At 65.2% G+C, this 22,066-nt stretch carries 18 protein-coding genes; 16 read left to right on the forward strand and 2 right to left on the reverse strand.

What is annotated here, in order from left to right:
• The first annotated feature begins 1 nt into the window (after position 1).
• The 5 genes from ACQP2D_RS33250 to ACQP2D_RS33270 all read left to right on the forward strand — a co-directional run bounded on the left by ACQP2D_RS33250 (position 2) and on the right by ACQP2D_RS33270 (position 9,126).
• Complete coding sequence (locus ACQP2D_RS33250) at positions 2-625, forward strand: DUF4255 domain-containing protein (protein ID WP_433679875.1); 624 nt, start codon at positions 2-4, stop codon at positions 623-625.
• Complete coding sequence (locus ACQP2D_RS33255; RefSeq protein WP_433679877.1) at positions 622-2,664, forward strand: ATP-binding protein; 2,043 nt, start codon at positions 622-624, stop codon at positions 2,662-2,664. The genes ACQP2D_RS33250 and ACQP2D_RS33255 overlap by 4 nt, the downstream gene beginning before the upstream one ends.
• Positions 2,665-2,776: 112 nt before the next feature.
• Positions 2,777-4,870, forward strand: coding sequence for a PASTA domain-containing protein (locus ACQP2D_RS33260; RefSeq protein ID WP_433679879.1), 2,094 nt, complete (start codon positions 2,777-2,779; stop codon positions 4,868-4,870).
• Positions 4,871-4,876: 6 nt separating this feature from the next.
• Positions 4,877-5,590, forward strand: a complete 714-nt coding sequence (locus tag ACQP2D_RS33265; protein WP_433679880.1) for an eCIS core domain-containing protein — start codon at positions 4,877-4,879, stop codon at positions 5,588-5,590.
• A 26-nt stretch (positions 5,591-5,616) separates the two neighbouring features.
• Positions 5,617-9,126 (forward strand): phage tail protein, encoded by a 3,510-nt coding sequence (locus ACQP2D_RS33270; RefSeq protein ID WP_433679882.1) that lies wholly within the window; start codon positions 5,617-5,619, stop codon positions 9,124-9,126.
• 451 nt (positions 9,127-9,577) lie between these two features.
• On the opposite strand, the gene ACQP2D_RS33275 is transcribed toward ACQP2D_RS33270, so the two are convergent.
• Complete coding sequence (locus tag ACQP2D_RS33275; RefSeq protein WP_433679884.1) at positions 9,578-10,801, reverse strand: helix-turn-helix domain-containing protein; 1,224 nt, start codon at positions 10,799-10,801, stop codon at positions 9,578-9,580.
• Positions 10,802-11,113: 312 nt separating this feature from the next.
• On the opposite strand from ACQP2D_RS33275, the gene ACQP2D_RS33280 reads away from it, so the two are divergent.
• Positions 11,114-11,425, forward strand: coding sequence for a hypothetical protein (locus ACQP2D_RS33280; RefSeq protein ID WP_433679886.1), 312 nt, complete (start codon positions 11,114-11,116; stop codon positions 11,423-11,425).
• Positions 11,426-11,582: 157 nt separating this feature from the next.
• Here the strand turns inward: ACQP2D_RS33280 and ACQP2D_RS33285 are convergent, their stop codons facing one another.
• Positions 11,583-12,161: a hypothetical protein gene (locus tag ACQP2D_RS33285; protein WP_433679887.1), complete on the reverse strand. Its 579-nt coding sequence runs from the start codon at positions 12,159-12,161 to the stop codon at positions 11,583-11,585.
• 224 nt (positions 12,162-12,385) lie between these two features.
• Between ACQP2D_RS33285 and ACQP2D_RS33290 the strand changes: the two genes are divergently transcribed.
• The 10 genes from ACQP2D_RS33290 to ACQP2D_RS33335 all read left to right on the forward strand — a co-directional run bounded on the left by ACQP2D_RS33290 (position 12,386) and on the right by ACQP2D_RS33335 (position 22,061).
• Complete coding sequence (locus tag ACQP2D_RS33290; RefSeq protein ID WP_433679888.1) at positions 12,386-13,327, forward strand: hypothetical protein; 942 nt, start codon at positions 12,386-12,388, stop codon at positions 13,325-13,327.
• Between the two features lie 335 nt (positions 13,328-13,662).
• A complete protein-coding gene (locus ACQP2D_RS33295) occupies positions 13,663-15,204 on the forward strand; it encodes a phage tail sheath family protein (RefSeq protein ID WP_433679889.1) in 1,542 nt (513 codons plus the stop codon).
• A 23-nt stretch (positions 15,205-15,227) separates the two neighbouring features.
• Entirely contained in the window at positions 15,228-15,671 is a 444-nt protein-coding gene (locus tag ACQP2D_RS33300; RefSeq protein WP_433679890.1) for a phage tail protein, read from the forward strand.
• Positions 15,671-16,117, forward strand: coding sequence for a hypothetical protein (locus tag ACQP2D_RS33305; protein ID WP_433679891.1), 447 nt, complete (start codon positions 15,671-15,673; stop codon positions 16,115-16,117). The genes ACQP2D_RS33300 and ACQP2D_RS33305 overlap by 1 nt, the downstream gene beginning before the upstream one ends.
• Entirely contained in the window at positions 16,114-16,272 is a 159-nt protein-coding gene (locus ACQP2D_RS33310; protein ID WP_433685843.1) for a DUF6760 family protein, read from the forward strand. The genes ACQP2D_RS33305 and ACQP2D_RS33310 overlap by 4 nt, the downstream gene beginning before the upstream one ends.
• A gap of 1,779 nt (positions 16,273-18,051) precedes the next feature.
• Positions 18,052-18,705, forward strand: a complete 654-nt coding sequence (locus tag ACQP2D_RS33315; RefSeq protein WP_433679892.1) for a hypothetical protein — start codon at positions 18,052-18,054, stop codon at positions 18,703-18,705.
• 27 nt (positions 18,706-18,732) lie between these two features.
• A complete protein-coding gene (locus ACQP2D_RS33320) occupies positions 18,733-19,170 on the forward strand; it encodes a phage tail protein (RefSeq protein WP_433679893.1) in 438 nt (145 codons plus the stop codon).
• A 1-nt stretch (position 19,171) separates the two neighbouring features.
• Entirely contained in the window at positions 19,172-19,921 is a 750-nt protein-coding gene (locus ACQP2D_RS33325) for a LysM peptidoglycan-binding domain-containing protein (protein WP_433679894.1), read from the forward strand.
• Positions 19,922-19,927: 6 nt separating this feature from the next.
• The gene (locus ACQP2D_RS33330) at positions 19,928-21,757 is read left to right on the forward strand and encodes a VgrG-related protein (RefSeq protein ID WP_433679895.1); all 1,830 of its coding nucleotides are present in this window, start codon (positions 19,928-19,930) and stop codon (positions 21,755-21,757) included.
• Positions 21,758-21,779: 22 nt separating this feature from the next.
• Positions 21,780-22,061: a PAAR domain-containing protein gene (locus ACQP2D_RS33335; protein ID WP_433679896.1), complete on the forward strand. Its 282-nt coding sequence runs from the start codon at positions 21,780-21,782 to the stop codon at positions 22,059-22,061.
• Positions 22,062-22,066 lie beyond the last annotated feature (5 nt).

The following is a 22,066-nucleotide window of genomic DNA, read 5'->3' on the forward strand; positions in this document are numbered from 1 at the left end:
GGTGTTCGTCGAGGTGGACGAGGCGCTGCGGACGCTGATCGGAGCTGACGCCGTCGATCGCAACGAGGTCGATGTGTTATTCGACGCACCGACCAAAGACTGGGCCGCACGGCGCAATTCGCCGACGGTCAATATGTTTCTCTATGACATCCGCGAGGATCTGCGGCGGCGACAGCGCGGCCTGATCAACGAGTACGACGATCACGGCGTCGTGGTGAACCGGCATCAGGGTCCCCGGTATTTCAAACTCTCCTATCTGATCACGGCGTGGACCCAGCGCCCCGAGGATGAGCACCGACTGCTCTCGGCGCTGCTGTGGTGCTTCCTGCGCCACGACCGGATTCCCGCCGACTCGCTGACCGGGACACTGGCCGATATCGGATTGCCGGTGGCATTGAATATCGCATTGCCACCGCCGGAGGATCGCTCCTTCGCCGACGTCTGGTCGGCACTCGGCGGGGAGTTGAAGCCCTCACTGGATCTGGTCGTCACCGCGCCCGCGGACGGCGGCCGACGGCTGCCCGCCGCGCCGCCCGCCACCGACGGCGTCACCGTCGGCATGCAGGACCGCGACGGCGCGACCGTGGATTCGCCACGCCGCGCCCGAGGGGCGGTGCCGCGGTGACCGCGTCGGGTCTGCGATATCTGCTCGCCCGCTTGGGAATTGTCGAGGCCAGGGTGCGCCGCGCGGTGGCACAGCGTCGCATCGGCGACCCGCAGCCGGACGACCCGTTTCGCGGTCTGTATCTCTCCGATGACGCGGTCGAGCGCCTGCTGCGGACCCAATACGAGCCGGTCGGACCGGATCAACCGGAATCACAGCGAATCGCCGACGCCGAGACCGCGGCCGCGGCGGCCCGCGCCGAGGGCGAGGACGTCCGGCTCGCGCAGGTGGTGGACGCGTTCGGGCTCGATGCCCTCGATATCGAAATCCTGCTCGTCGCGCTCGCTCCCGATGTGGATGCCAGATTCGAATGGCTGTACGGCTATCTCAACGATGACGTGACTCGGCGCAGAGCGACTGTGGGCCTTGCCCTTTCGCTCTGCGGTGTACCCGCCGGCGCGGCCGAAGGGCGCGCCAGATTCGCCGCGACCGGGGCGCTGGTGCACGGAGGTCTGGTCGTGGTCGACGACACGGACCGGCCACTGCTGTCGCGGACGTTGCGTGTACCGGACCGGGTGGTCGGTTACCTCCTCGGCGACGACACACCGGAACCCGAACTGCGCCGAGCGATCGCAGCACCGCCGCCGTGCCCCGATACCGCGGATTCGCGCCTGGTCCCGGCCCTGCGCACCCGGGCACCGCTGCTCTATCTGCGGGAACGTCCCGGTGGGGGCGGTGTCGCCGCCGCTGTCGCCGCCGCGCGACACCATGGCCGCGCCGCGCTGATCATCGATCTGCACCGGGTCGCCGAACATTCGGAGCTGCTGTCCGCGGCGGTCCTGGAGGCCAGACTGACCGGAGCGGTGCTGATCGCGGCCGGTATGGATGTCCTCGCCGAACGACCCGAACTCATCCGGGCGATCGCAGAGGCGCCGACCTGCGTCGTATTGGTGGGCGCGGCGGTGTGGGATCCGGAATGGGTGATCCGTCAGCCGCTGACCTTCGATATCGAGCCGCCCGATGCCGAGGACCGCACCCGAATGTGGCGCAGCACCCTCGATGACCGGCTGCCCGACGAACTCGACCCGGCGGCCGCGACCATGCAATTCGTACTCACCCCCGAACAGGTCGCGCGGGCCGCCGCGGCGGCCGCGGCGTATGCCGAACTGTCCGGGCGGCCGGTCACGGCGGCGGATCTGCGCCGCGGCGCCCGCGCGCAGAACGGAGCCGGCCTCGAGCGGCTGGCCCGCCGGATCGAGCCGGGCGTCGGCTGGCCGGATCTGGTGCTGCCCGGGCCGGTACTCGACCAACTGCGCGAGGTGGCCTTGCGCGCCCGGCAGCGCGCACTCGTACTCGACGAGTGGCGGATGCGACCGGGCGGCGGGCGCGGCCGGGGTGTCACCGCGCTGTTCGCGGGCGACTCCGGCACCGGCAAGACGATGTCGGCGGAGGTGATCGCCGCCGATCTCGGACTCGACCTCTACACCGTGAATCTCGCGACGGTCGTCGACAAATACATCGGTGAGACCGAGAAGAACCTGGAGCGCATCTTCGTCGCGGCGGCGGGTGTGAACGCGGTGCTGCTGTTCGACGAGGCGGACGCCCTGTTCGGCCGGCGCACCGAGGTCCGCGATTCCCACGACCGCTACGCGAACATCGAAAGCGCCTATCTGCTGCAGCGCATGGAATCCTTCGACGGACTCGCCATTCTCGCGACGAATCTGCGGGCGAATCTGGACGACGCGTTCACCCGGCGGCTGGATGTCGTGGTGAACTACACGCTGCCCGATGAGAGCGCGCGACGCAGCCTGTGGGAGCGATGCATCGGCACCCGGATTCCCCGGGCCGTCGATCTGGACCTGGATTTCTGCGCCCGCGGTTTCGAATTGTCCGGTGGCAATATCCGCTCCGCGGTCGTCACCGCCGCCTATCTGGCCGCGGACGCCGGACGGGAACTGCGCACCGCCGACCTCGTCGCCGGTGTGCACCGGGAGTATCGCAAGCTCGGAAGACTCACTCTCGCAACGGAATTCGGCGAGTACCACCAAGCGCTGCGCTAGTGCCGATTGCCCGAAAGGGCAGCATTGGCTGCCCTTTCGCCGTCACGCCGGTCAACTGTTCGCGGCTGCGGCCCCACGCATACTCGACTCACGTGACGGAAGGAGATAGGCCGTGCGCGAGTGTTCGAACTGCGGACAGCCCAACTCCGAGAATGCCGAATTCTGCGTGAATCCGCAGTGCCGCGCGTACCTCGGCTGGGCGACAACGGCGTTCTCGGATCCGGCGGCGAACAAGCCGCCGAACCGAACGCGGGTCGGCACGCAGACAGCCGGGGTCTTGCCCGGACCGCCCGCACAACCGAGCGGTCCGGCGACGCCGTCGAGCCCGCAGCGGTTCGGAGTGCGGGTCACCATGGAGCCGACCGAGTTGAGTGTCGATCCGGGCGCGGCCGTGGTCAGCACAGTCACCGTGCACAACACCGGCACGCGGGTGGAGGAATTCGAACTGGGTGTCGCCGGTCCGCTGCGACCGTTCGCGCATCTGGAACCCGCTGTGCTCAGCGTATATCCGGACGCCAAGGTCACCGCCGTGCTCCGGTTCGCACCGCCGCGAGATGCCGGAGTCGAGGCCGGGCGGGCGCCGTTCGTCCTCGGCGCGCGGTCCCGGGTGAACGCCAGGGTCGAGGACAAGGCCTCCGGCACGGTGAGCGTCGGTTCGTTCACCGAGTTGAAGGCGGCGCTGCAACCGGAAACCAGTCGCGGGCGCAAACCCGCGCGGCACACCGTGGTGACCACGAATCTCGGCAATGTGCCGCTGGGTGTGCAGGTGGTGCTCGCCGATCGCGCCGGTGCACTCACCTTCCAACCGCCCCAGTCCATCGCCACCCTGCCACCGGGTGCGAGCGCCGAGACGCCGGTGCTCGTCGGCGGATCGCGGAAATGGTTCGGCCGCACCGAATCCCACGCCTTCACCGCACAGGTGAGCCCCGCCGACGGCGCTCCCCCGATCGGGCTCAACGGTGTGCGGAATCAGGTTCCGATCTTCCCGTGGTGGGTGCCGACCGCAGCGGCCGTACTGATCGCCCTGACATTTGCCCTGATCGCAATACTGCCCGAGCCGCCCAAGGACACGGTGCCGGGCACCACCGGCATGATCCAGCTCGCCGCCGAGCAGACTCTGCAGAATGCGGGCTATCGACCGGTCATTGTGCAGCGGACCGATCCGAGTGTGCCGCTGGGACAGGTGATCGAATCGAAACCAGTTGCGGGCTATGAGTTGCCGCACGGTGAGCCGGTCCAGTTGTTCGTATCGATCGGGCCGTGCGACGGCGGATGCCTGATCGAGGTGCCGAATGTGGAGGGGTTGAAGCTGGCCGATGCCGAGGCCGCCCTGAAAGCGGCGCAATTCGAGCCCCGGCCATACGACGTGATGAATCCGGCCATCGCAAAGGGCGTGGTGATCTCCAGCAATCCGGCTGCCGGGCAGAAAAAGGAGAGCGGTACCGAGGTGGCTCTCGCTGTGTCGACAGGTCCCGCACCGACCACGGCTCCCACCACCGGTGGTAAAGGCGGGACGGGGGACACCGGCGGCGGTAAGGAACAGGTCGAGGTACCCGATGTGGTCGGAAAGTCGAAAGCCGAAGCGACCGAGAAGATCCAGGCCGCGGGTTTGACCGCCGAATTCGCCGAACAGTCCAACGCCACCGTTGCGTCGGGCAAGGTGATCGCCACCGATCCCGCCGCGAAATCCAAGGCGGACAAGGGATCCTCGGTCAAGGTCAGCGTTTCGACCGGTCCCCCGCCCATCCCGGTCCCCGATGTGACCAAGAAGCCGCAGGCGGACGCGCTGTCCACATTGACCGCGGCAGGGCTGAAGACCAAGGTGATCGAACAGCCCGACGCCAAGATCTCCGATGGCACCGTGATATCGACCGACCCCGCCGCCAAGACCGAGGTCGCCAAGGACACCGTGATCACCGTGACCGTCTCACAGGGGCCGGCGTGCAAGACGGGCTTCGTCTTCCGGCTCGCCACCCCTGGCGACCACGTCTGTGTCACCCAGACGATCGCGGACCGCACCAAGACCGAGAACAGTCGAGCGCCGTCGCGGGTCAGCAGCACTGATCACACCTACGGTCCGGATACCTGCATCTCGGGCTATGTGTGGCGGGAAGCGGTGAAAGACGACCACGTCTGCGTACTACCGCAATCCAGGAACGACGCCGCGACGGACAACACAGCCGACAAAGATCGACACGTGAAGTGAGGAATCATGCGCGCACACGACCATGAGACCGCCGAGGAAACGGTTCGCCCCAAGTCGAGCCGCGTCGAGGACCCGACCGCGGCGCAATTGCGCGCGGCGCTGTCGGGACGCCTGGAGGCGGTATCACCGAGCGGACTGCTCGGATTGCAGCGCACTGCCGGGAATGCCGGTACCACAACGTTGTTCGAAGAACAGTCGCCGGTGCACGGTGTCATCGGATCCGGCGGCGGCGCCCCGCTCGAACCCGAGGTGCGCGCTGATATGGAGTCCCGATTCGGTCAGGACTTCGGTGATGTGCGGGTGCACACCGACGACCGCGCGCATCAGTCGGCCAAATCCGTGAATGCCCATGCCTACACGGTGGGATCCAATATCGTCTTCCAGCGCGACACGTACGATCCGTCCTCGGTCGCCGGACGGCACACCCTCGCCCATGAACTCACCCATGTGGTGCAGCAGCGCAGCGGGCCGGTCGACGGCACCGACGCCGGCGGCGGCGTGAAGGTCAGCGATCCGTCGGACCGATTCGAACGCGAGGCCGTCGCCAATGCCGACCGGGTCATGTCCGCGCCATCGGCAGCGCCTGCGGTGCAGCGCTGTGCCGATGGATCCGCGCAGGTCCAGCGAACCGAAGCGCCCGCCGAACAGGAGGACGAGGAACCGACGGCGCAGACGTATGTCCAGCGCGCCGAAAGTGACGAGGAAGAGGAGTCGGCGTAGGCCGGTGATTCGATCGGAGTCAGATCATGCCCGAGCCCGCCCGCAAGCCGAAACCGCCTCGTCCCCCGCATAATCCGGCGACTCCGGTGCGGACCGTCGGCACCGCGAACGCGATGCAGCGGCTGCAGGCCACCGCAGGCAACGGCGCCGTCGCCGCCCTGTTCGCCCAGCGGCTCAGCGCGGGCGAAGGCGCGTCGGCATATCTTCCGCCCACGGTCGCTCCGACACCGACGACACCGCGACAGGATCCGAAATTCGCCGCGGCGACCGATCACATCGCGGCGGAATCTGCTGCGGCTAAGGCACATCCGGCCCCGGCCAAGGAGGTCAAGGCGGCCCAAGATGCCGCGACAGCGCCCGCCGACGATAAGGAGGCACAGGCCCAGGCCGCACACACCGCCACCATGGCGGCGGCGAAACCCGCCGGTTTCGACAAGGCCGGATTCATCGCCGCGGTCAAGGCCGCCATCGCGGCCAAGGCGCCCAAGAACCTGGACGAGGCCGATAAATTCGCGACCTCGGGCAAGGCCGACCAGGTCAAGAACGAGGTGCTCGGCAAGGTCGGCGCGGGCAAGGAAGCCTCGGCGAAGAATGTCGCCGACACCACCAAGGCGACACCGGATACCTCCGTCGCCAAGGACAAGCCGGTCACACCGATGCCCGCCGCGCCGCCGGCCCGCCAGCCCGTCGCACCCGATCCCGCGGCGGCAGCACCGAAACCCGCACCCGCCGAACAGGTCCGGCTCGGCGCGGGCAGCTGCGAAACCGATGCGAAAATGGCCGAGGCCGGGGTCACCGACGAACAACTCGCCAAATCCAATGAGCCCGAGTTCACCGGCGCACTCGCCGCCAAACAAGAGTTGCGGGCCCACGACGCCACCGCACCCGCGCAATTCCGGCAGCAGGAAGCCGCGACCCTCGCCGCGGCCAAGGATCAGGCGGGTGCGAGCGCGAAAAGCGGGCTGGCCGCGATGGGTTCGGCCAAGGCCGCCACGCTGCACGCCGCAGGGGCGGGCAAGGATGCCACCAAGGCCAACGACGAAGCCGAACGCGCGCGCATCACCGGCGAGATCAAGAAGATCTTCGCCGCCACCAAGACCGAGGTCGAGAAGATTCTCGCCGACTTGGACGGCTTGGTGGCCAAGAAGTTCGAGGACGGCGAACGACAGGCCAAGGAGGCGTTCACCGCCGATCACAAGGAGCGGATGTGGCAGTACAAGCTGCGCCGCTACGCGGGTCCGCTCGGACCGACCCTGTGGGTGAAGGATCTGCTCCTGGATATGCCCGCGGAGGCGAACAACCTCTTCCTGGAATCCAAGAAGCTCTACGAGACCAGGATGTCGGCGGTCATCGCCGATATCGCCGACACTGTCGGCACCGAACTCGGCCGGGCCAAGGATCGGATCGCGCAGGGGCGCACCCAGGTCCAGAAGTTCGTCGCCGAGCAGCCGACGAATCTGCAGAAACTCGCCGGCCGAGCGGTCGGCGAAATCGGTTCGCAGTTCGACGAATTGGAGAAATCCGTCGATGAGAAACAGCAGTCGCTGGTGGACGACCTGGCAACCCGCTACGCCGAGGCTCGCGACGGAATCGACGAGGAGATCAAGAAACTCCAGGACGAGAACAAGGGACTGGTCGGCAAAACCATCGATGCGGTCGGCGGCGCGATCGAGACCATCAAGAAGCTGAAGGACATGCTGCTCGGGGTGCTGGCACGGGCGGCGGGCGCGGTCGAGAAGATCATCAAGGATCCGATCGTCTTCCTCGGCAACTTCGTGAACGCGGTCAAGGCGGGCATCACCAACTTCATGTCGAATATCGGGACGCACCTGAAGAAGGGCCTACAGGGCTGGCTGTTCGGCGCACTCGCCGAAGCCGGCATCGAGATCCCGGCCAAGTTCGACCTCAAAGGCATTATTACGCTGCTACTTTCCTTGCTCGGCCTCACCTGGAACTCGATTCGCGCACGCATCGTGAAGGTCGTCGGCGAACCCGCCATGCAGAAGATCGAGGGCGCCGTCGATTTCGTCAAGGCGATCGTCACCGAAGGCATTCCGGGACTGTGGAAGTGGATCGCACAGAAGATCACCGACCTCAAAGAGCAAGTCATGGGCCAGATTCGGGAGTTCGTGATCACCAAGGTGATCACCGCCGGCATCACCTGGCTGATCTCGCTGCTCAACCCGGCGGCCGCCTTCATCAAGGCCTGCAAGATGATCTACGACGCGGTCATGTGGTTCGTCGACAACGCCGAGCGCCTTAAAGAATTCGTCGACTCGGTACTGGATTCGGTCGAATCCATCGCCTCCGGCGGCGTCGGCAAGGTAGCCGCCTTGATCGAAGGCACCCTATCCAAGACCGTCCCCATGCTCATCAGCGGCCTGGCCAGCCTGCTCGGCCTCGGCGGCATCGCCGACAAGATCAAGAAGATCCTGGAGACGGTGCAGAAGCCGGTCGGCCGGGTGGTCGACAAGCTGATCGGCGTCGCGGTGAAGTACGGCAAGAAGTTCCTGACCAAGCTGAAGAATTCGAAGGCAGGAAAGTTCGCCACCGGGCTGAAGGAGAAGGGCAAGGCCGCCTACGCCAAGGGCAAGGCCGCGATCACCCGTGTGTTCAAGGGATCGTTCTCGGTGGATGGGACCGCGCACACCGTGAAGGCCGAGTCGCCGACGCCGGGCGCGAAGTTCACACTGACAATTGCCAGCAAGAAGGATTACGTCGCCCCGCACCAGCACAACGCCGCAAAGGAAGCCCGTAAGAAGGGAAAGCGTGACGTTGCGCAAGAGGCGCTGGACATCATCGGAAAAGCGGCCAAAGTGGAGGCGCTGGTCAACTCGAAGGACATCGACGAGGCGCGAAAGCGGGACGCGATAGCGGAATTCGCGCTGATCGTCCAGCAGGTATGGGCGCGCATCGGGTATCAAGGCGAGCCGCCCACAGAGGGTTATGCCGACGATGGGACGAAGGGAGTGGTCGGCGAGGTCGGCAGACACCGCGACCAGGGAACGCGGGGCTACCGGGGCGCTGATACACGGGCGAAAGAGGATCGGCTGATGAGCGAGCATGTGATCCCGCGCGGATGGTTGATGGTATTCCTCGACAATTTCCACGGTGTGGTGAAGCGCAAGTCTCGCGACGACAAACAGCTCTATGGACGGATGACCACGATCATGCTGTACAAGGGCGCGTCCGATTACAAGACCGCCGAGCGGAAGACCGCGGACAACACGGTGCTGAACAAACTCAAGCAATTGGCCGATGGCCACCCGCGCGTAAAGAATCCACAGGCCGTCGCGGCAGCGATCCGACAGAGTTTCGACGGACCTCTCGCAAATCGCGTCAAGTTCACCAAGGAAGCTCGCGACTACGACCACCAGGCCAATCAGCGCAAAGGAACGCCGCAGCCATCGGATTCGACCATCGAAGGCGCCGCATTGCGGCAATTGCTCGATGTCATCGAGTTCCTGGCCAAATCCGTTGACGACTCGGATTCCGCGGCCGACTCCAGCGGCAAGACAGAATCCCGCGATCGCTGATTGCACGATGGGCACTCGATAAGCTACGCGGACGGACATTGCGCTGCCAGGACAACCGATCACCGGTCATGCTCGGATAGCCACCAGCCGATACGGTGGGACGGTAGCGAGGGAGGGCTGTCATGGAGTTGGTCAAGGGTGCGAATGCGCCGATTTCCGCGGGCGAGGTTCGGGTTGCGGTGGTGGTGGGTGGATGTGGCGGCGCTGCCGCTCACGTCCGCCGGGAAAGTTCGCTCCGACAGTGATTTTGTGTTCTACAACCAGCCGACCGCGCCTGGCGTGGACGCGCTACCCCCGGACGCCATTCGCATTGTCCCGGGTGCGGTGCCCCGGCGATATCGACAAGATTGTCGTCACCGCCAGCCTCGACGGTTCCGGGCCCGCCGACTGGGATAGGCTGGATCGCTGCGGATCTCGGTGACCGACCCCAGCATCGGAAACTGGGGCCTACTTAGACCTTCTGCAACTCTCCTGCGGCGGTGAATGCCTGCGGTGCCGTCCGGCGCATCTTGGCCAATACCTTCGTGGCTCGTGCCGAATTCACCGCCGACAAGATCTCTACCGATGGTGACCACATCGAGACCGCTCCTGTGTGGTCGCCCATCCTCCACCGGATCAGCCCTGTTTCGGCTGCGGTCAGCGCGTATACCCGCGCGTGCGTATCGGGTGACCAGATAGTGGTAGCAAGCTGGTAGTACTGCTCGGCGGCGGCAAGCTCTCCGACCGCTAGCAGGGACTTGGCCGACTGGTCGACCACGGTCGCTTTGTTCGGGCACCACAGCGAAATCCATCGCGGTTGCTCGCTGGTCATCGCTGCGTTGATGTAAGAATCGGCCCGACGCAGGGCGGCCAGAGCTTCTGGCTTGTTGCCTGATTCGGCATGACAGCGCGCAACGGCGACTGTGAACAGTGCCATTGCGTCTGGGCCGATCTTCCCGGCTGCGCGGCGTTCGGATTCCGTGGCAAGGTCGATGCTGAACTTCTGTTGCCGAATGTCGGTGCCTTGCAGGGCAAGAATGCGGAAGACGAACGCGTCTTGTCCAGGCATCTTCGACTCTTCGGCCAGCCTCAGCGCGCCGAGGAAGTACCGTTGCGCCACGCCGTCATCGCCTGAGTCGTGCGCCTTGAATCCGGCCAGGTAGGCCAGCTCAGCGGCGGCTGAAAACGCGTGCATCCGCGTCTTTTCGTCGGGGTACCGCGCCCGCAGCATGGCAGCAATGTCGGTGGACAGGAGTTCGGCAACCGCAGTCCGGCCGACACCCCCTCCACGAGCTTCGTCCAGCTTGATAAAAGCATCTGTGATCGATTGCACTGCAAGGATTTCCGGCATCCCGACCAGGCGCGTGTCGTCTACTCGGATCAACCGGGCGATGTCGGACTGAGCGACGAGACCGGTAGCGGATAGCGCAGCGCTGTAGGCGGCTTTTCGGAGGAAGCTGCGCCTATCCACGTCTGCACGCCCCAGCATTTCCACGGCGGTCACGGCATCGGCAAATGGTGCGCATACTCGTTCGTAGCACGAAATAACGTCCGCCGTCGCGGTGCGTTCACCGGTTTCGTAGTAGGCGAGCGTCGTCTTACCCCAAGGAACACGGCTAGCAAGTTGGGACAGCGACAGCCCGGCCGCCTCCCGTACCTGGCGAAGTCGTGCCCCGACGATCGCGCCGTTCTCCATAACGCCAGCTTAAGCGCAATGTGTCCGCCGCGCGTCGGCCCGAGCGGATGTGAACAGCTGTGGACGCATTCGCGCATCAATCCAATACGCCGAGGGCGACGCTGGTGAGCATGACGCCGGGCATAGCCAACGAGCATCAGGCATTACCGCAACGGATTCCGTTCGTCGGCCCGCTAGTTGTGTACTCCGGTCTACCAGTGGAAACGGTTGAGCAGTTCGCAGATGCCGTCCGTAAGTGGGCAACAGAGCCCGAATCGTCCCGGTGCCGGGGTGTCGAGTCCCCCGGCACGGGCACACAAATGGGGAGGCGTGATGCGCCGAGATGGGTTGCGGACCACGCAAACCGAAGGCGGCCGCAAGATCGCCGTGTGGCAGTTGGCAGCCCGTATGCCACAAGTCCTTCGCGTGCAGTTCCCTGCTGAGCACTTCACGGCTTACCGCGTGCCGTCGAAGACGCCGCTCTACGGAGCGCAACCCGGAACGATCATGTTCGACGCGTATCCGGATTTGGCCGACGCACGGGAGATGCTTCCGCAGCACGAAGACCTGTGGAATGTCCTGCGCAATGACTACTGGACTGCGCTGCTCAGTACAGGCGATCACCCAAATCCGTTGGGAGCGTGATGATGTTGCCCGATCTCGTTCCGTCTAGTGCCCCGTCCAGATCGGTTGCCGCGCTATCAGGTCCGGCTCACTCGCCGAGCGCAGTCGAAACGCGGCACGACACGCCCCGCGGCACCGCCTTATGACTGCGCTCGACGGATCTCAGTTACCTCAGAAGCTATCTGGACGCGGCAGTGGTTCGCAGGAGATCGCGCCGTCCGTGCGGGCGCTTCTCGCCGCCTTCCACGAAGAGACTCGTCAGAAACTCGCTGTTGCTCCGACCGATAGCGACCCGCTCTACCAGGCTGCGGACGGTTCGCTGTGCCGGGTGGGCGACGACGGCTGGATCTCCGACGCATACGCCGAACTCGACAAGGCCGACGCAATCACGATCCAGCTGACCAGCGTTCGCGATATCGAGGAACCATGCGATGAGACACTGACACAGAACGGGCAGCGACGACCATACGGAGGTATCGGCGTGGGAAGTGACGAACAGATCGGTTTCGATATCGAATTCGATGACAAAACCCAAGCGTTCTTGGATTGGGTTGCGTCCGAACAGATGGAATCGCAGGTACGGAAATTTCTCACCGAAACACTCCCCGGGATCCCGGATGGCGAATGGTGGAAACCACCGCTGTTGACCCGCATCATCGAAGCAGCGGCACAACTGTTCGGCGATTGGAACGGATTCATCGCCCGAGAGAACCATGATAACGCTGATCAATTCATCCGATTTCTCGGCGAATGCCATATACGACGGCACAGCGATGCTACATGGACCAACTATCCCGAGTCGGGCGCTCCGCTCTACACCGATTTCGGTCCGGGGGTGCAGTACTCCAATGGTAGCGGTAGTGACCTGATTTCCCTGACGAAGAGTTGGTTGTTCGACAGTGACGGACCCGGAATGATCAACTACAGCATTTCGAACGCCCGCAGAGCAGTGTAAAAGTGTGACCAGGGGGGTAATTCGCCGTGCCCGACGAGTACGACGACATACGTCGAGGATTATCGAGATACGAACGCGGTTTATATTTCGAACTCGGCCGGGCTCGCGAGCAAGGCGAAACCCCCGAACGCGGGTGGGTGCGGCAATTCGAAATCAACATCGGCCGCGACACTCGCAGACTCGATTCAGCCCGTACCGATGGTCGGGGAACGCGCGGCGTGGAACGCAAATCGGGACGGGTCAACGAACGGGAAGCGCGCGAACAACTACGAGTAGAACGCGCTGGACTCGAATCCGGTCAGCTCACGCATAGCCGATGGGAAACGGTGGAAGGTGAGAAGCTGCCGGATAAAGTACGCGAGGATATGCAGGCGCTGGCCCGGGATTTCCCGGGCCAGTTCCACCACCAGGTGATATCGAGGGCCGACGCGCTTCGTGCTATGCAGCTCGGCCGATCGTTGATGTCCAAACAACTCGAATTGATCAGAGCGCACGAGCTGGTACGTGCCGACCGTGCTCGAAAGCGTCTGGAGAACATCCGTGAAATCGTGCGGACGCGCAAGGCGCGCGAGGAGAAAGCGCGCGAGGAACGCGCTCGGGTTGAACGTGAAGCCGCCGTACGGGTAGCGCGAGAGTTTGCGCCCCCGGAGCAGGCGCGTACCAGAGAAGACAACCGGGAGAAGGGGCAACCGCCTCCCGTGCCGCAGCGAACTCCAGAGCAAGAACGTGAGAACGCTCGGACGCTAGCGAAGCAGGAACGCGACAACGCGCGAGCACTTGCAATAGAAAATGGGCTATCACACCAGATGATGGGGATCCTCGGACTCAATAGCAACACCACGCCCCCGATGATCGACGCCGAGCAAGCGCGAGCACGCGCCGAAGCCGACCGGAACCGGTCGATACACCAGCAGCGCGAGCGCGAACGCGCCCAGGCACGCGAGCAAAGCCGAATCCGTGGCGATTAGACCAGAAACACAAACCAGGTTAGACACTGAGGGACCTACCCAGGGCGAATCCCCGGTTGCCGGACAGCGACGACCCTCCCGATACCCCGATAACTGGCCCTGGGCCGCCTTCGGAGCAGACGACAGATCTGACCACAACAGCGACGACACCTACACCGTCTCCGACGCTGAAGACGTTCGAAACCATCGCACATCGCTCTGCTTCGAGCCTCCGCATCTGACTGCCCGATCGGGCAATCCGCCGTTCCCCATCGGCTCGCCGCACAGGCGTACTGCGGAAGCGGCAGTCGTACGACGCTAGGTGGGAATAGTTGACCCCGAAGCGAGGAGGCCCAATGCCCACCTATCTGTCGCCTGGCGTGTATGTCGAGGAGGTGGAGGCCGGGTCGCGACCGATCGAGGGTGTCGGTACGGCGGTGGCGGCCTTCGTCGGCTTCGCCGAGCGCGGGCCGTTCAACGCGCCGACGTTCATCACCAACTGGAGCCAGTTCAGTCAGCAGTTCGGCGATTTCGTCGATGGGAGCTATCTGGCGCACGCGGTGTACGGGTTCTTCGCCAATGGGGGTGGCGCCTGCTATGTGATCCGGGTCGGCGTGGACGGCAACGGAAATGGCAAGGTAAACAAGGACTTTCCCGTCGGGGTGCGCCAGGCGGTAGTCGGCGGGTATCGGGTCGCGGCCCTGGATCCCGGCGATGTGAAGCCCGATATCACCGTCGAGGTCGCGGCGGCGGGTGATGGCGCGCCGGAGGATCAGTTCACGATCCTGGTCAAGTACGGCACGAAGATCGAGGAAACCATCGGGCCGGTCACCACCAAACGCGGTAAGGACAATGTGGTGACGGCCGTGCGCGCACAGTCGAAGCTCATCACCATCGAAGAACTGAGTTCCGGTGGCGCGCTCGCCCGTCCGGATTTCGGCAGCGTGACCCTCGCGGTGCCACCGCCGCCCAAGCCAACGCCGGATCGAGTCTGCGCCGAGGACTATGTCGGTGATGTCGACGATCGGACCGGCTTCTCCGGGCTGGAGGCGATCGATGAGGTGACGATGGTCGCGGTGCCCGATCTCATGAGCGCCTACGAGCAGGGCGCGATCGATCTCGAGTCGGTGCAGGCCGTGCAGCTCGCCATGATCGCGCACTGTGAGCTGATGGGTGATCGGGTGGCGATCCTGGATCCGCCGCCCGCGCTCGGTCCGCAGCAAGTCAAGGAGTGGCGCGTCGAAAAGGCGGGGTACGACTCGAAATACGCCGCACTGTACTACCCATGGGTCAAGGTCTTCGATCCGTCGGCGGGCACCGGTCGCTTCGTTCCGCCCAGCGGCCATATCGCCGGGATCTGGGCGCGCAATGACGAATCGAGGGGTGTGCACAAGGCCCCTGCCAATGAGGTCGTCCGCGGCGCACTGACCCTCGGTGTACAGCTCACCAAGCCCGAACACGATCTGCTGAATCCATTGGGCATCAACTGCATTCGCACCTTCCCTGGTCGCGGAATCCGGGTTTGGGGTGCGCGCACGCTGTCCTCGGATCCGGCCTGGCGGTACCTGAATGTTCGGCGGCTGTTCAACTATATGGAGGAATCCATTCTGAACGGCACCCAGTGGGTGGTATTCGAACCCAATGACGATGCGCTGTGGGCGCGCATCCGGCGCACCATCAGCGCCTTCCTGGTGAACGAATGGCGTAAGGGTGCGCTGTTCGGTCTCACCCCCGACGAGGCGTTCTACGTCAAATGCGACCGCGAAACCAATCCGGCCGAGGCGATCGATGTGGGCCAGGTGGTCTGCGAAATCGGCATCGCCCCGGTCAAACCCGCCGAATTCGTCGTCTTCCGCCTGGCGCAGATCTCCGGCGGCACCAGCCTCGTCAACGAATGACCACCCACAGAAAGTAGGACACCATGGCGCTCCCAGACCTCGACACGTCGGTCGGCCATTCCTTCGGATTGGAGATCGATGGTGTTGTGATCAAACAGATTTCGGAAGTGTCGGGCCTCAAACTCGAACAGGACGTCATCGAACTCAAGCAGAACACCGCCGACGGCAAGTTCGTCATCAAGAAGCTGCCCGGCCGGTACAAGGCCGGTGAGGTCACCCTGACGCGCGGTCTCACCGGTGACAACAGCTTCGAAAAGTGGGTCAAGGATTCGCGATTCGGCAAAATGGGCGCCGCGCGCAAGGGCGGGGCCATCATCGTCTACGACTACGAGGGTCAGGCCCTGAAACGCTACAAGCTGACCAATGCCTGGCCGAAGTCGCTCGAGATCGGTTCGCTGAAGGCGGGCGATACCAGCGTGCTCACCGAGAAATTGGTCATTACCTACGAGAACCTCGAGGTCGAGTAATGCGGCGCGTGCACAGTGGGGTCGAGCGGCTCGGCGCGGTGGCGGTGGACGCGCGGGCCGAGTCCGCGCCGGAGCCGGTAATGCGCACCGAATTCCCGTTCGTCCTGCCCCGCGGCTATCTGGATCCGTCGGGGACTGTGCACCGCACGGGCACCATGCGATTGGCCACCGCGCGCGATGAACTGGTGCCGCTGCGCGACGATCGGGTCCGGGAGAATCCCGCATATCTGTCGGTGGTGCTGATCGCGCGGGTGATCACCCGGCTCGGCACGCTCACCGATATCCACGCGGGCATTGTCGAGGATCTGTTCGCCTCCGACCTGGCCTTCCTACAGGATCTGTACCAGCGGATAAATGCCGAGGGACACAGTAGGGCCGCGGTCACCTGTCCGGAGTGCGCGCATGAATTCACCATCGACCTCGCGGGCAGCCGCGTGGGGGAATAGCGACGTACGGGGTCGACCCGCTGCTCCAGGAGATCTCGTACGTCGCCTACCACTTCCATTGGCCGCTGGCCGAAATACTCGACCTGGAGCATCCGGACCGGCGCCGCTTCGCCGATGAGATCGACCGCATCAATACCCGAATCCGAGGGAGGTGATCAGCGATGGGGTGGTGGGAACGGTTATTGCCCCAGCGGCGCGCCGAGCCGGTGCGTTTGCCGGAACCTACTGTGCGGCTCAGTGATTGGCGGACGATGCCGCCAGTGCAGCGGGTTGTTGTCGCGCCACCGTTGGTCACCGGCCCGGTGCGATTCGCGGACGGACTGGTATCGCATCAGGATCCCTCCTTTCGGGGACCGGTGGTGCATGCGGTCAGCCCGGAGGCACCGTCCGGGCTGGTGGTCGGTCTCGATCGCAATCCCGTTGCGGTGCAGCGTCACTCGGACCACGACCGTGCGGCCCCTGAACCGGTGCAGCGCGAATTCGCAGCCCCCGAACCGGTGCAGCGCGTAATTACGGCACCGCTGGGCTCGGCAGGTTCGCTGACCGTCGCCCGCATCGAGCAGCCTTCGAACGAGTTCGTATCGGCGGGGCCGATGTTCGAACCGGAGATTCGGTCGGTTCCCGCTGTGCCTCCGGCTCCATCGGCGTCGGAGTCACCGGCCGCCATTGCCATGCCGCGGGATTATGCGATAGCGAACACTGATACTTCAGTGGCGCAACATGATTCGGAATCATCCGAGTCGTTGCCGCCGAGTTCGGACAGTGCTGGACCAGCGATATCCACCGCGACCGACGACATGCGGCCGCCTGATCGCATGCCGGTGAAACCGGAGTCATCGCCGGTACAGCGCTCGATCTCGATGCCGGTACAGCGCTCGTCCTCGGTGTCGGCCCCGCGTCCGCGACGCTTCGGGCTCGGCGCTCCTCTGCCGGAAGCCAACGGACCGGCGCACTCGACGCCAGCGGATCCCTTCGTCCAACGGTCTACTGGCGAAAGCGATTTTGCCCGAGCATATTTGCCGCCTGCCGAGATGCCCGCTGTCCAGCGCACCCACCTCGGCGACACCCACGACTCGACCCATCGCGCAGTCGAACCATTTGCCGACGCGCGAACCACGCCGGACCTGCCGCCGACGATGCCCGATGCCGCGGCTGCCGCCGAGTCGACAACGATCCAGCGCGCGGATGCTGGCGACGATCACTCCGAAATCGTCGGGCCGGCAGCCGAGTCCGGACAATCTGTGCCGACCATCGGAGCAACCGATTCGGCTATTTCGGTGGGGCACCCAATGCCAGCATCCGCTGCACCTCCCGACGCCGCCTCGCGGCCTGAAGCCTCCCCCGCGCCCTCCCCATGGCCTACGATCACCACGCGCCCGCAAGCCGGATCGGAGTCCGCCGACTGGTCTGCGGCAGCCACACGACATGGAACCACTTGGGAGTCCGCCAACCGGCCCGACCCAAGCGCTGAAACGGCGTCCGAGTCCGCCAACCGGACTACACCTCAGGATGAGTCCCACCTCGCGTCAGGCTTGCGATCCGGCACCGCGTTCGGGTTTGAATCAAGTGCGGCCCAATCGGTTACATCCACCACGTCACTGTCCTTCGTCACACCATCACTAGCGACGCGCGCCCTGCAACGCCAGACTCGGGATCCGGTTGCGCATTCGGCAGATCCACTCGCATCCCACGCCGGGACGTCGGTTCCACGGACCGCAACCGAGTCGGCTGTCCTCGAAAACCGCGGCGGTTCCCCGACGTTCGAGACCAACTCGCCAACCCCAGCGACTCCGCGTCCACTGATCCATTCCGCATCGGAGCCCACACCCACCGAACCCTCGAGCACAACTAGGGGCGCCGTCCCCCACGTTGTCGGAACAGTCGGCACGCTCGCCCTGCCCACGATGGTGCAGCGCACAGTGGTATGGCAGCCGGTGGAAAGTGCAAGTCTCGCCCTCGGCGCTCCGGCCGTGGCACAACGCCTGTCCGCGACGAACGCACCCGCATCGGGACCGCGCACCAGCGCGTCCCGCCCGCGTCCCGGCGCGGTGGACCCGTCACACACGGCGCGCGGCCTTCAGCGCATCATCGAGATCGGCAGCTCGACCGGTTTCTCCCGCCGCACGACCACAACCGCGTCCGAGTCCGGTCCGTTCGACGCACCTACTACCGCCGGTGCTCCGCCCGCGACCCGCCCCAGTTTCTCGCCGGGATCGATGCCGAGTGCTGTCCCGGAAGCGCCGGTGTGGTCCGTGATGCAACTGCAGCGAACCGTGCACCGAACGGCGTCGGCACCACCGCCGGCCGCCGCCACATCCGCGCAGAACGCCACCAGCGAACCGCCGAAGACCACCGAACCCACCGTGTCCCTGCTACCCCACACCGCTGAGCCACCGAGCAGCGCGTCGACAGGTTCCATATCCGCCAGCCCGACTCCCACCCACGAGACAGCCACGCCGACCGGAACCTCCCCCACCGATATCGACGCACTCGTCGGCCGCCTGTATGAGCCGATCGTCCGCAAGCTCAAGGCCGAACTGCGCCTCGACCGGGAGCGCGCGGGCACGGCTCTCGACCTCACCCTCTGAACCCGCTGACACCCGAGGAGCCCCGTCATGCCAACCGATCTCGACCCCGCGGTCAGCGTCTGCTTCGTCGTGACGATCGACAATATGAGCCTCGGCGCGTTCAACAGCTGTGAGGGCCTCGGCTGCGAAGTGGTGATGGAACAGCGTGAGGAGGGCGGCAATAACGGCTACGTCTGGCAGCTGCCGACCCGAATCAAGTTCTCCACCATCAAACTGAGCCGTCCGGTCACCCCGGATACCGCGAAGGTCGCCGCCTGGTTCGGCAGTGTCGCAACGGGTGTGCGCGCGAAGACGGGACAGATCCGGGCCATGACCGCCGACGGGACCGTGGTCGCGCAGTGGGGTCTGCTCGGCGTGATGCCGGTCCGCTGGACCGGTCCCTCGCTCAACGCCGAATCACCGAAGGTCGCCGTGGAGACCATCGAGATCACCCACCACGGCTTCATCGAACCGGGAAAGGCCTGACATGCCCGCGCCCATCGCCTTCGCGGCCAGCAGCACCGGTGATCCCCGATCCGGTAGCGGCAGACCGAAATTGCAGCACGCATTTCTCGAGGTGCGCGACCCGCCGGCGGAAAAGGGTTCATTGCAACCGGGCCCGCGGCGCGGGCAGATCGACTTCCAGTTCAATCCCAAGGAATTGTCGGTCACCAAGTCCGCCAAGTGGAATCGCGATGCGCAGAAGGGCAATAAGAAGAGCGGCGTACCCGAATTCAAGGGCGCCGACCCCGCCAAACTCACCCTCGAAATGTTCCTCGACGCGGGCCCACAGCAGGACACCAAGGTGGTCGATACCGTCGAGCGGCTGTTCGCCTGCTGCGTGCCGACCGATGAGAGCCACGACAAGAAGAAGTCGAGCCCGCCGTGGGTGATCTTCCACTGGGGCGGGCTGACCGGATTCACGGCGTATGTGAGTTCGGTGGCCGTGAAATACACCCTGTTCACCGCCGGTGGCCTGCCGATTCGCGGCACCGCGACGGTCACCATCGAGGAGATCGCCGCCGATCAGCCCAAACAGAATCCGACCTCGGGCGCTCTGACGGCACACACGGTGCACACCGTCATCGCGGGCGATACCCTCGCCTCGATCGCCTGGCGCGAATACGGCGATCCGGCCGGCTGGCGCGCCATCGCCGCGGCAAACGATATCGATGACCCGATGCGACTGCGGCCCGGCAGGACCTTACTCATCCCGGCCGCCGAAGAGCTGGGGTAACCGATCATGCCCGCCAAGGACTTCACCAACCAGCTGATCGTGCGCATCGCCGGGACGCCACTGCCCGCCGATATCGCGGCACTGCTCGCCCAGGGCATTGTCGATGACAATCGCAGCGCACCAGACCTGTTCGTACTGCGCTTCCGCGACCCGCAGAACATTGTGCTGGAGAAGGCGAATATCACGATCGGCGCGGCGGTCGAACTCGGCGTCGCCTCCAATGAGGCGAACACCCCGGTGCCGCTGCTCTCGGCCGAGGTCACCGCGATCGAGAAGGAGTTCGACGGCACCGGCACCTTCACCACGGTGCGCGGACTCGACAAATCGCATCGGCTGCAACGGGGACGCCGGGTCACCGGCTTCGAGCACATGTCGGCCGCGGATGTCGCGCGCCGGATCGCGGGCAATGCCGGTGTCGGTATCGGCAAGATCGACGCGGGCGGCCCGGTCCTGGAACAGATTTCGCAGGGCAATGTCAGCGACTGGGAGCTATTGCGCCAGCTCGCGGCCGATACCGGCGTCGAGGTGGCGGTCACCGATGGCAAACTCGACTTCGGCAAACCCACCACCGCCGGAACCGCGCCGCGGACCCAGGCCAAGGCCACCGAGGAGCCGCTGGTCTTGGAGCTGGGCCGGAATGTCCTGCGGCTGCGGGCCATTGTCACCTCGGCCGACCAGGTGCCGAGAGTTCAGGTGCGCGGCTGGGATGTGACGCGTAAGCGAGCCGTCGTCGCCGACGCCCCGGCGAAAACCGTGGCGGCCGAGAACGGCGTGCGGCCCGACGAGCTCGCGCAGCTGTTCAAGGCACCGAATCTCGTTGGCGCGCAAGCACCGTACGGCACCCAGGGCGAGGTCGACGTCGCCTGCAAGGCATTGGCCGAACAGGTCGCGAGTGGATTCGCGGAGTTGGAGGCGGTACTGCGCGGCAACCCGAAGGTGCGCGCGGGGACTGCCGTCGCGCTGGCCAATGCCGGTAAACCGTTCGAGGGCAAGTACACCGTGACCGCGTCCCGGCACACCTTCGATCCGGAGACCGGATATACGACCAGCGTCATTGTCAGCGGCCGTCGCGATCGCACACTCGCCGGGCTGGTCAGTGGTGCGGCACAGAATCCGACGCGTGGGGCCTTCACCGGTGTGGTGATCGGACAGGTCAGCGATAACAACGATCCGGCGAATATGGCCCGGGTCCGGGTCACTTTTCCGTGGCTGGCCGAAGGTTTCGTCAGCGTGTGGGCCCGGACCGTGCAGCATGGGGCGGGCCACGAACGCGGGGCGCTGTTCCTGCCCGAGGTCGGCGACGAGGTACTCGTCGCCTTCGAGCACGGGGACTTTCGACGTCCGTACGTCATCGGTGGCCTGTACAACGGCATCGACACACCCCCGACCGGGGCGGGCGATCTGGTGGACCGCACCAGCGGCGCGGTGAACCGGCGCTCGATCGTCTCCCGCACCGGCCATCGCATCGAATTCCGTGAGCAGTCGGCGGGTGCACAGGGCGTCCATGTGGCGACCGGTGATCACAAACTCACGCTCGACCTGGACCAGCAGCAGACGACGATCACCGTGCACAGCGACGGAACCGTCACCGTCTCGGCCCGCAATGGGGTCACGGTCGACGCGGGCACCGGAACCCTGAAACTCACCGGCAATGACATTTCACTCGGGGCGAAGTCCGGGATCACCCTCGACGGTGGCGGCGGTGCGGTGAAGGTTTCCAGCGCGACGGGTGTCGAGGTTCGGGGCACGACGGTATCGGTAAACGGCAGTGCCAGCGCGGAATTGACGGCCGGAGCGACCGCGACGGTGCGCGCGGCCATGGTCCGGATCAACTGAGGACGGAAAGGAAGTGGTCGATATGCCACCCGCCGCTCGCGTCGCGGATCCGACCGCGCACCCCGGTGTGATCGGACCGCCCGGCGTGCCGACGGTGCTGATCGGCGGCATGCCCGCGGCCACCGTCGGCACACCGCATATCTGTTCATTTCCGCCACCGACCGTGCACCCACCGTCGGCGATCGCGGGTCCCGGCTGTCCGACGGTTTTGATCGGTGGGATGCCCGCCGCGCGCGTCGGCGATCTGTCGGCGTGTGGCGCACCGATCGCCATGGGCTGCCCGACCGTCCTGATCGGAGGATGACCGTC

Origin of the sequence: Nocardia sp. CA-119907 (genome assembly GCF_050955995.1) — a bacterium.
Classification (GTDB): Bacteria; Actinomycetota; Actinomycetes; order Mycobacteriales; family Mycobacteriaceae; genus Nocardia.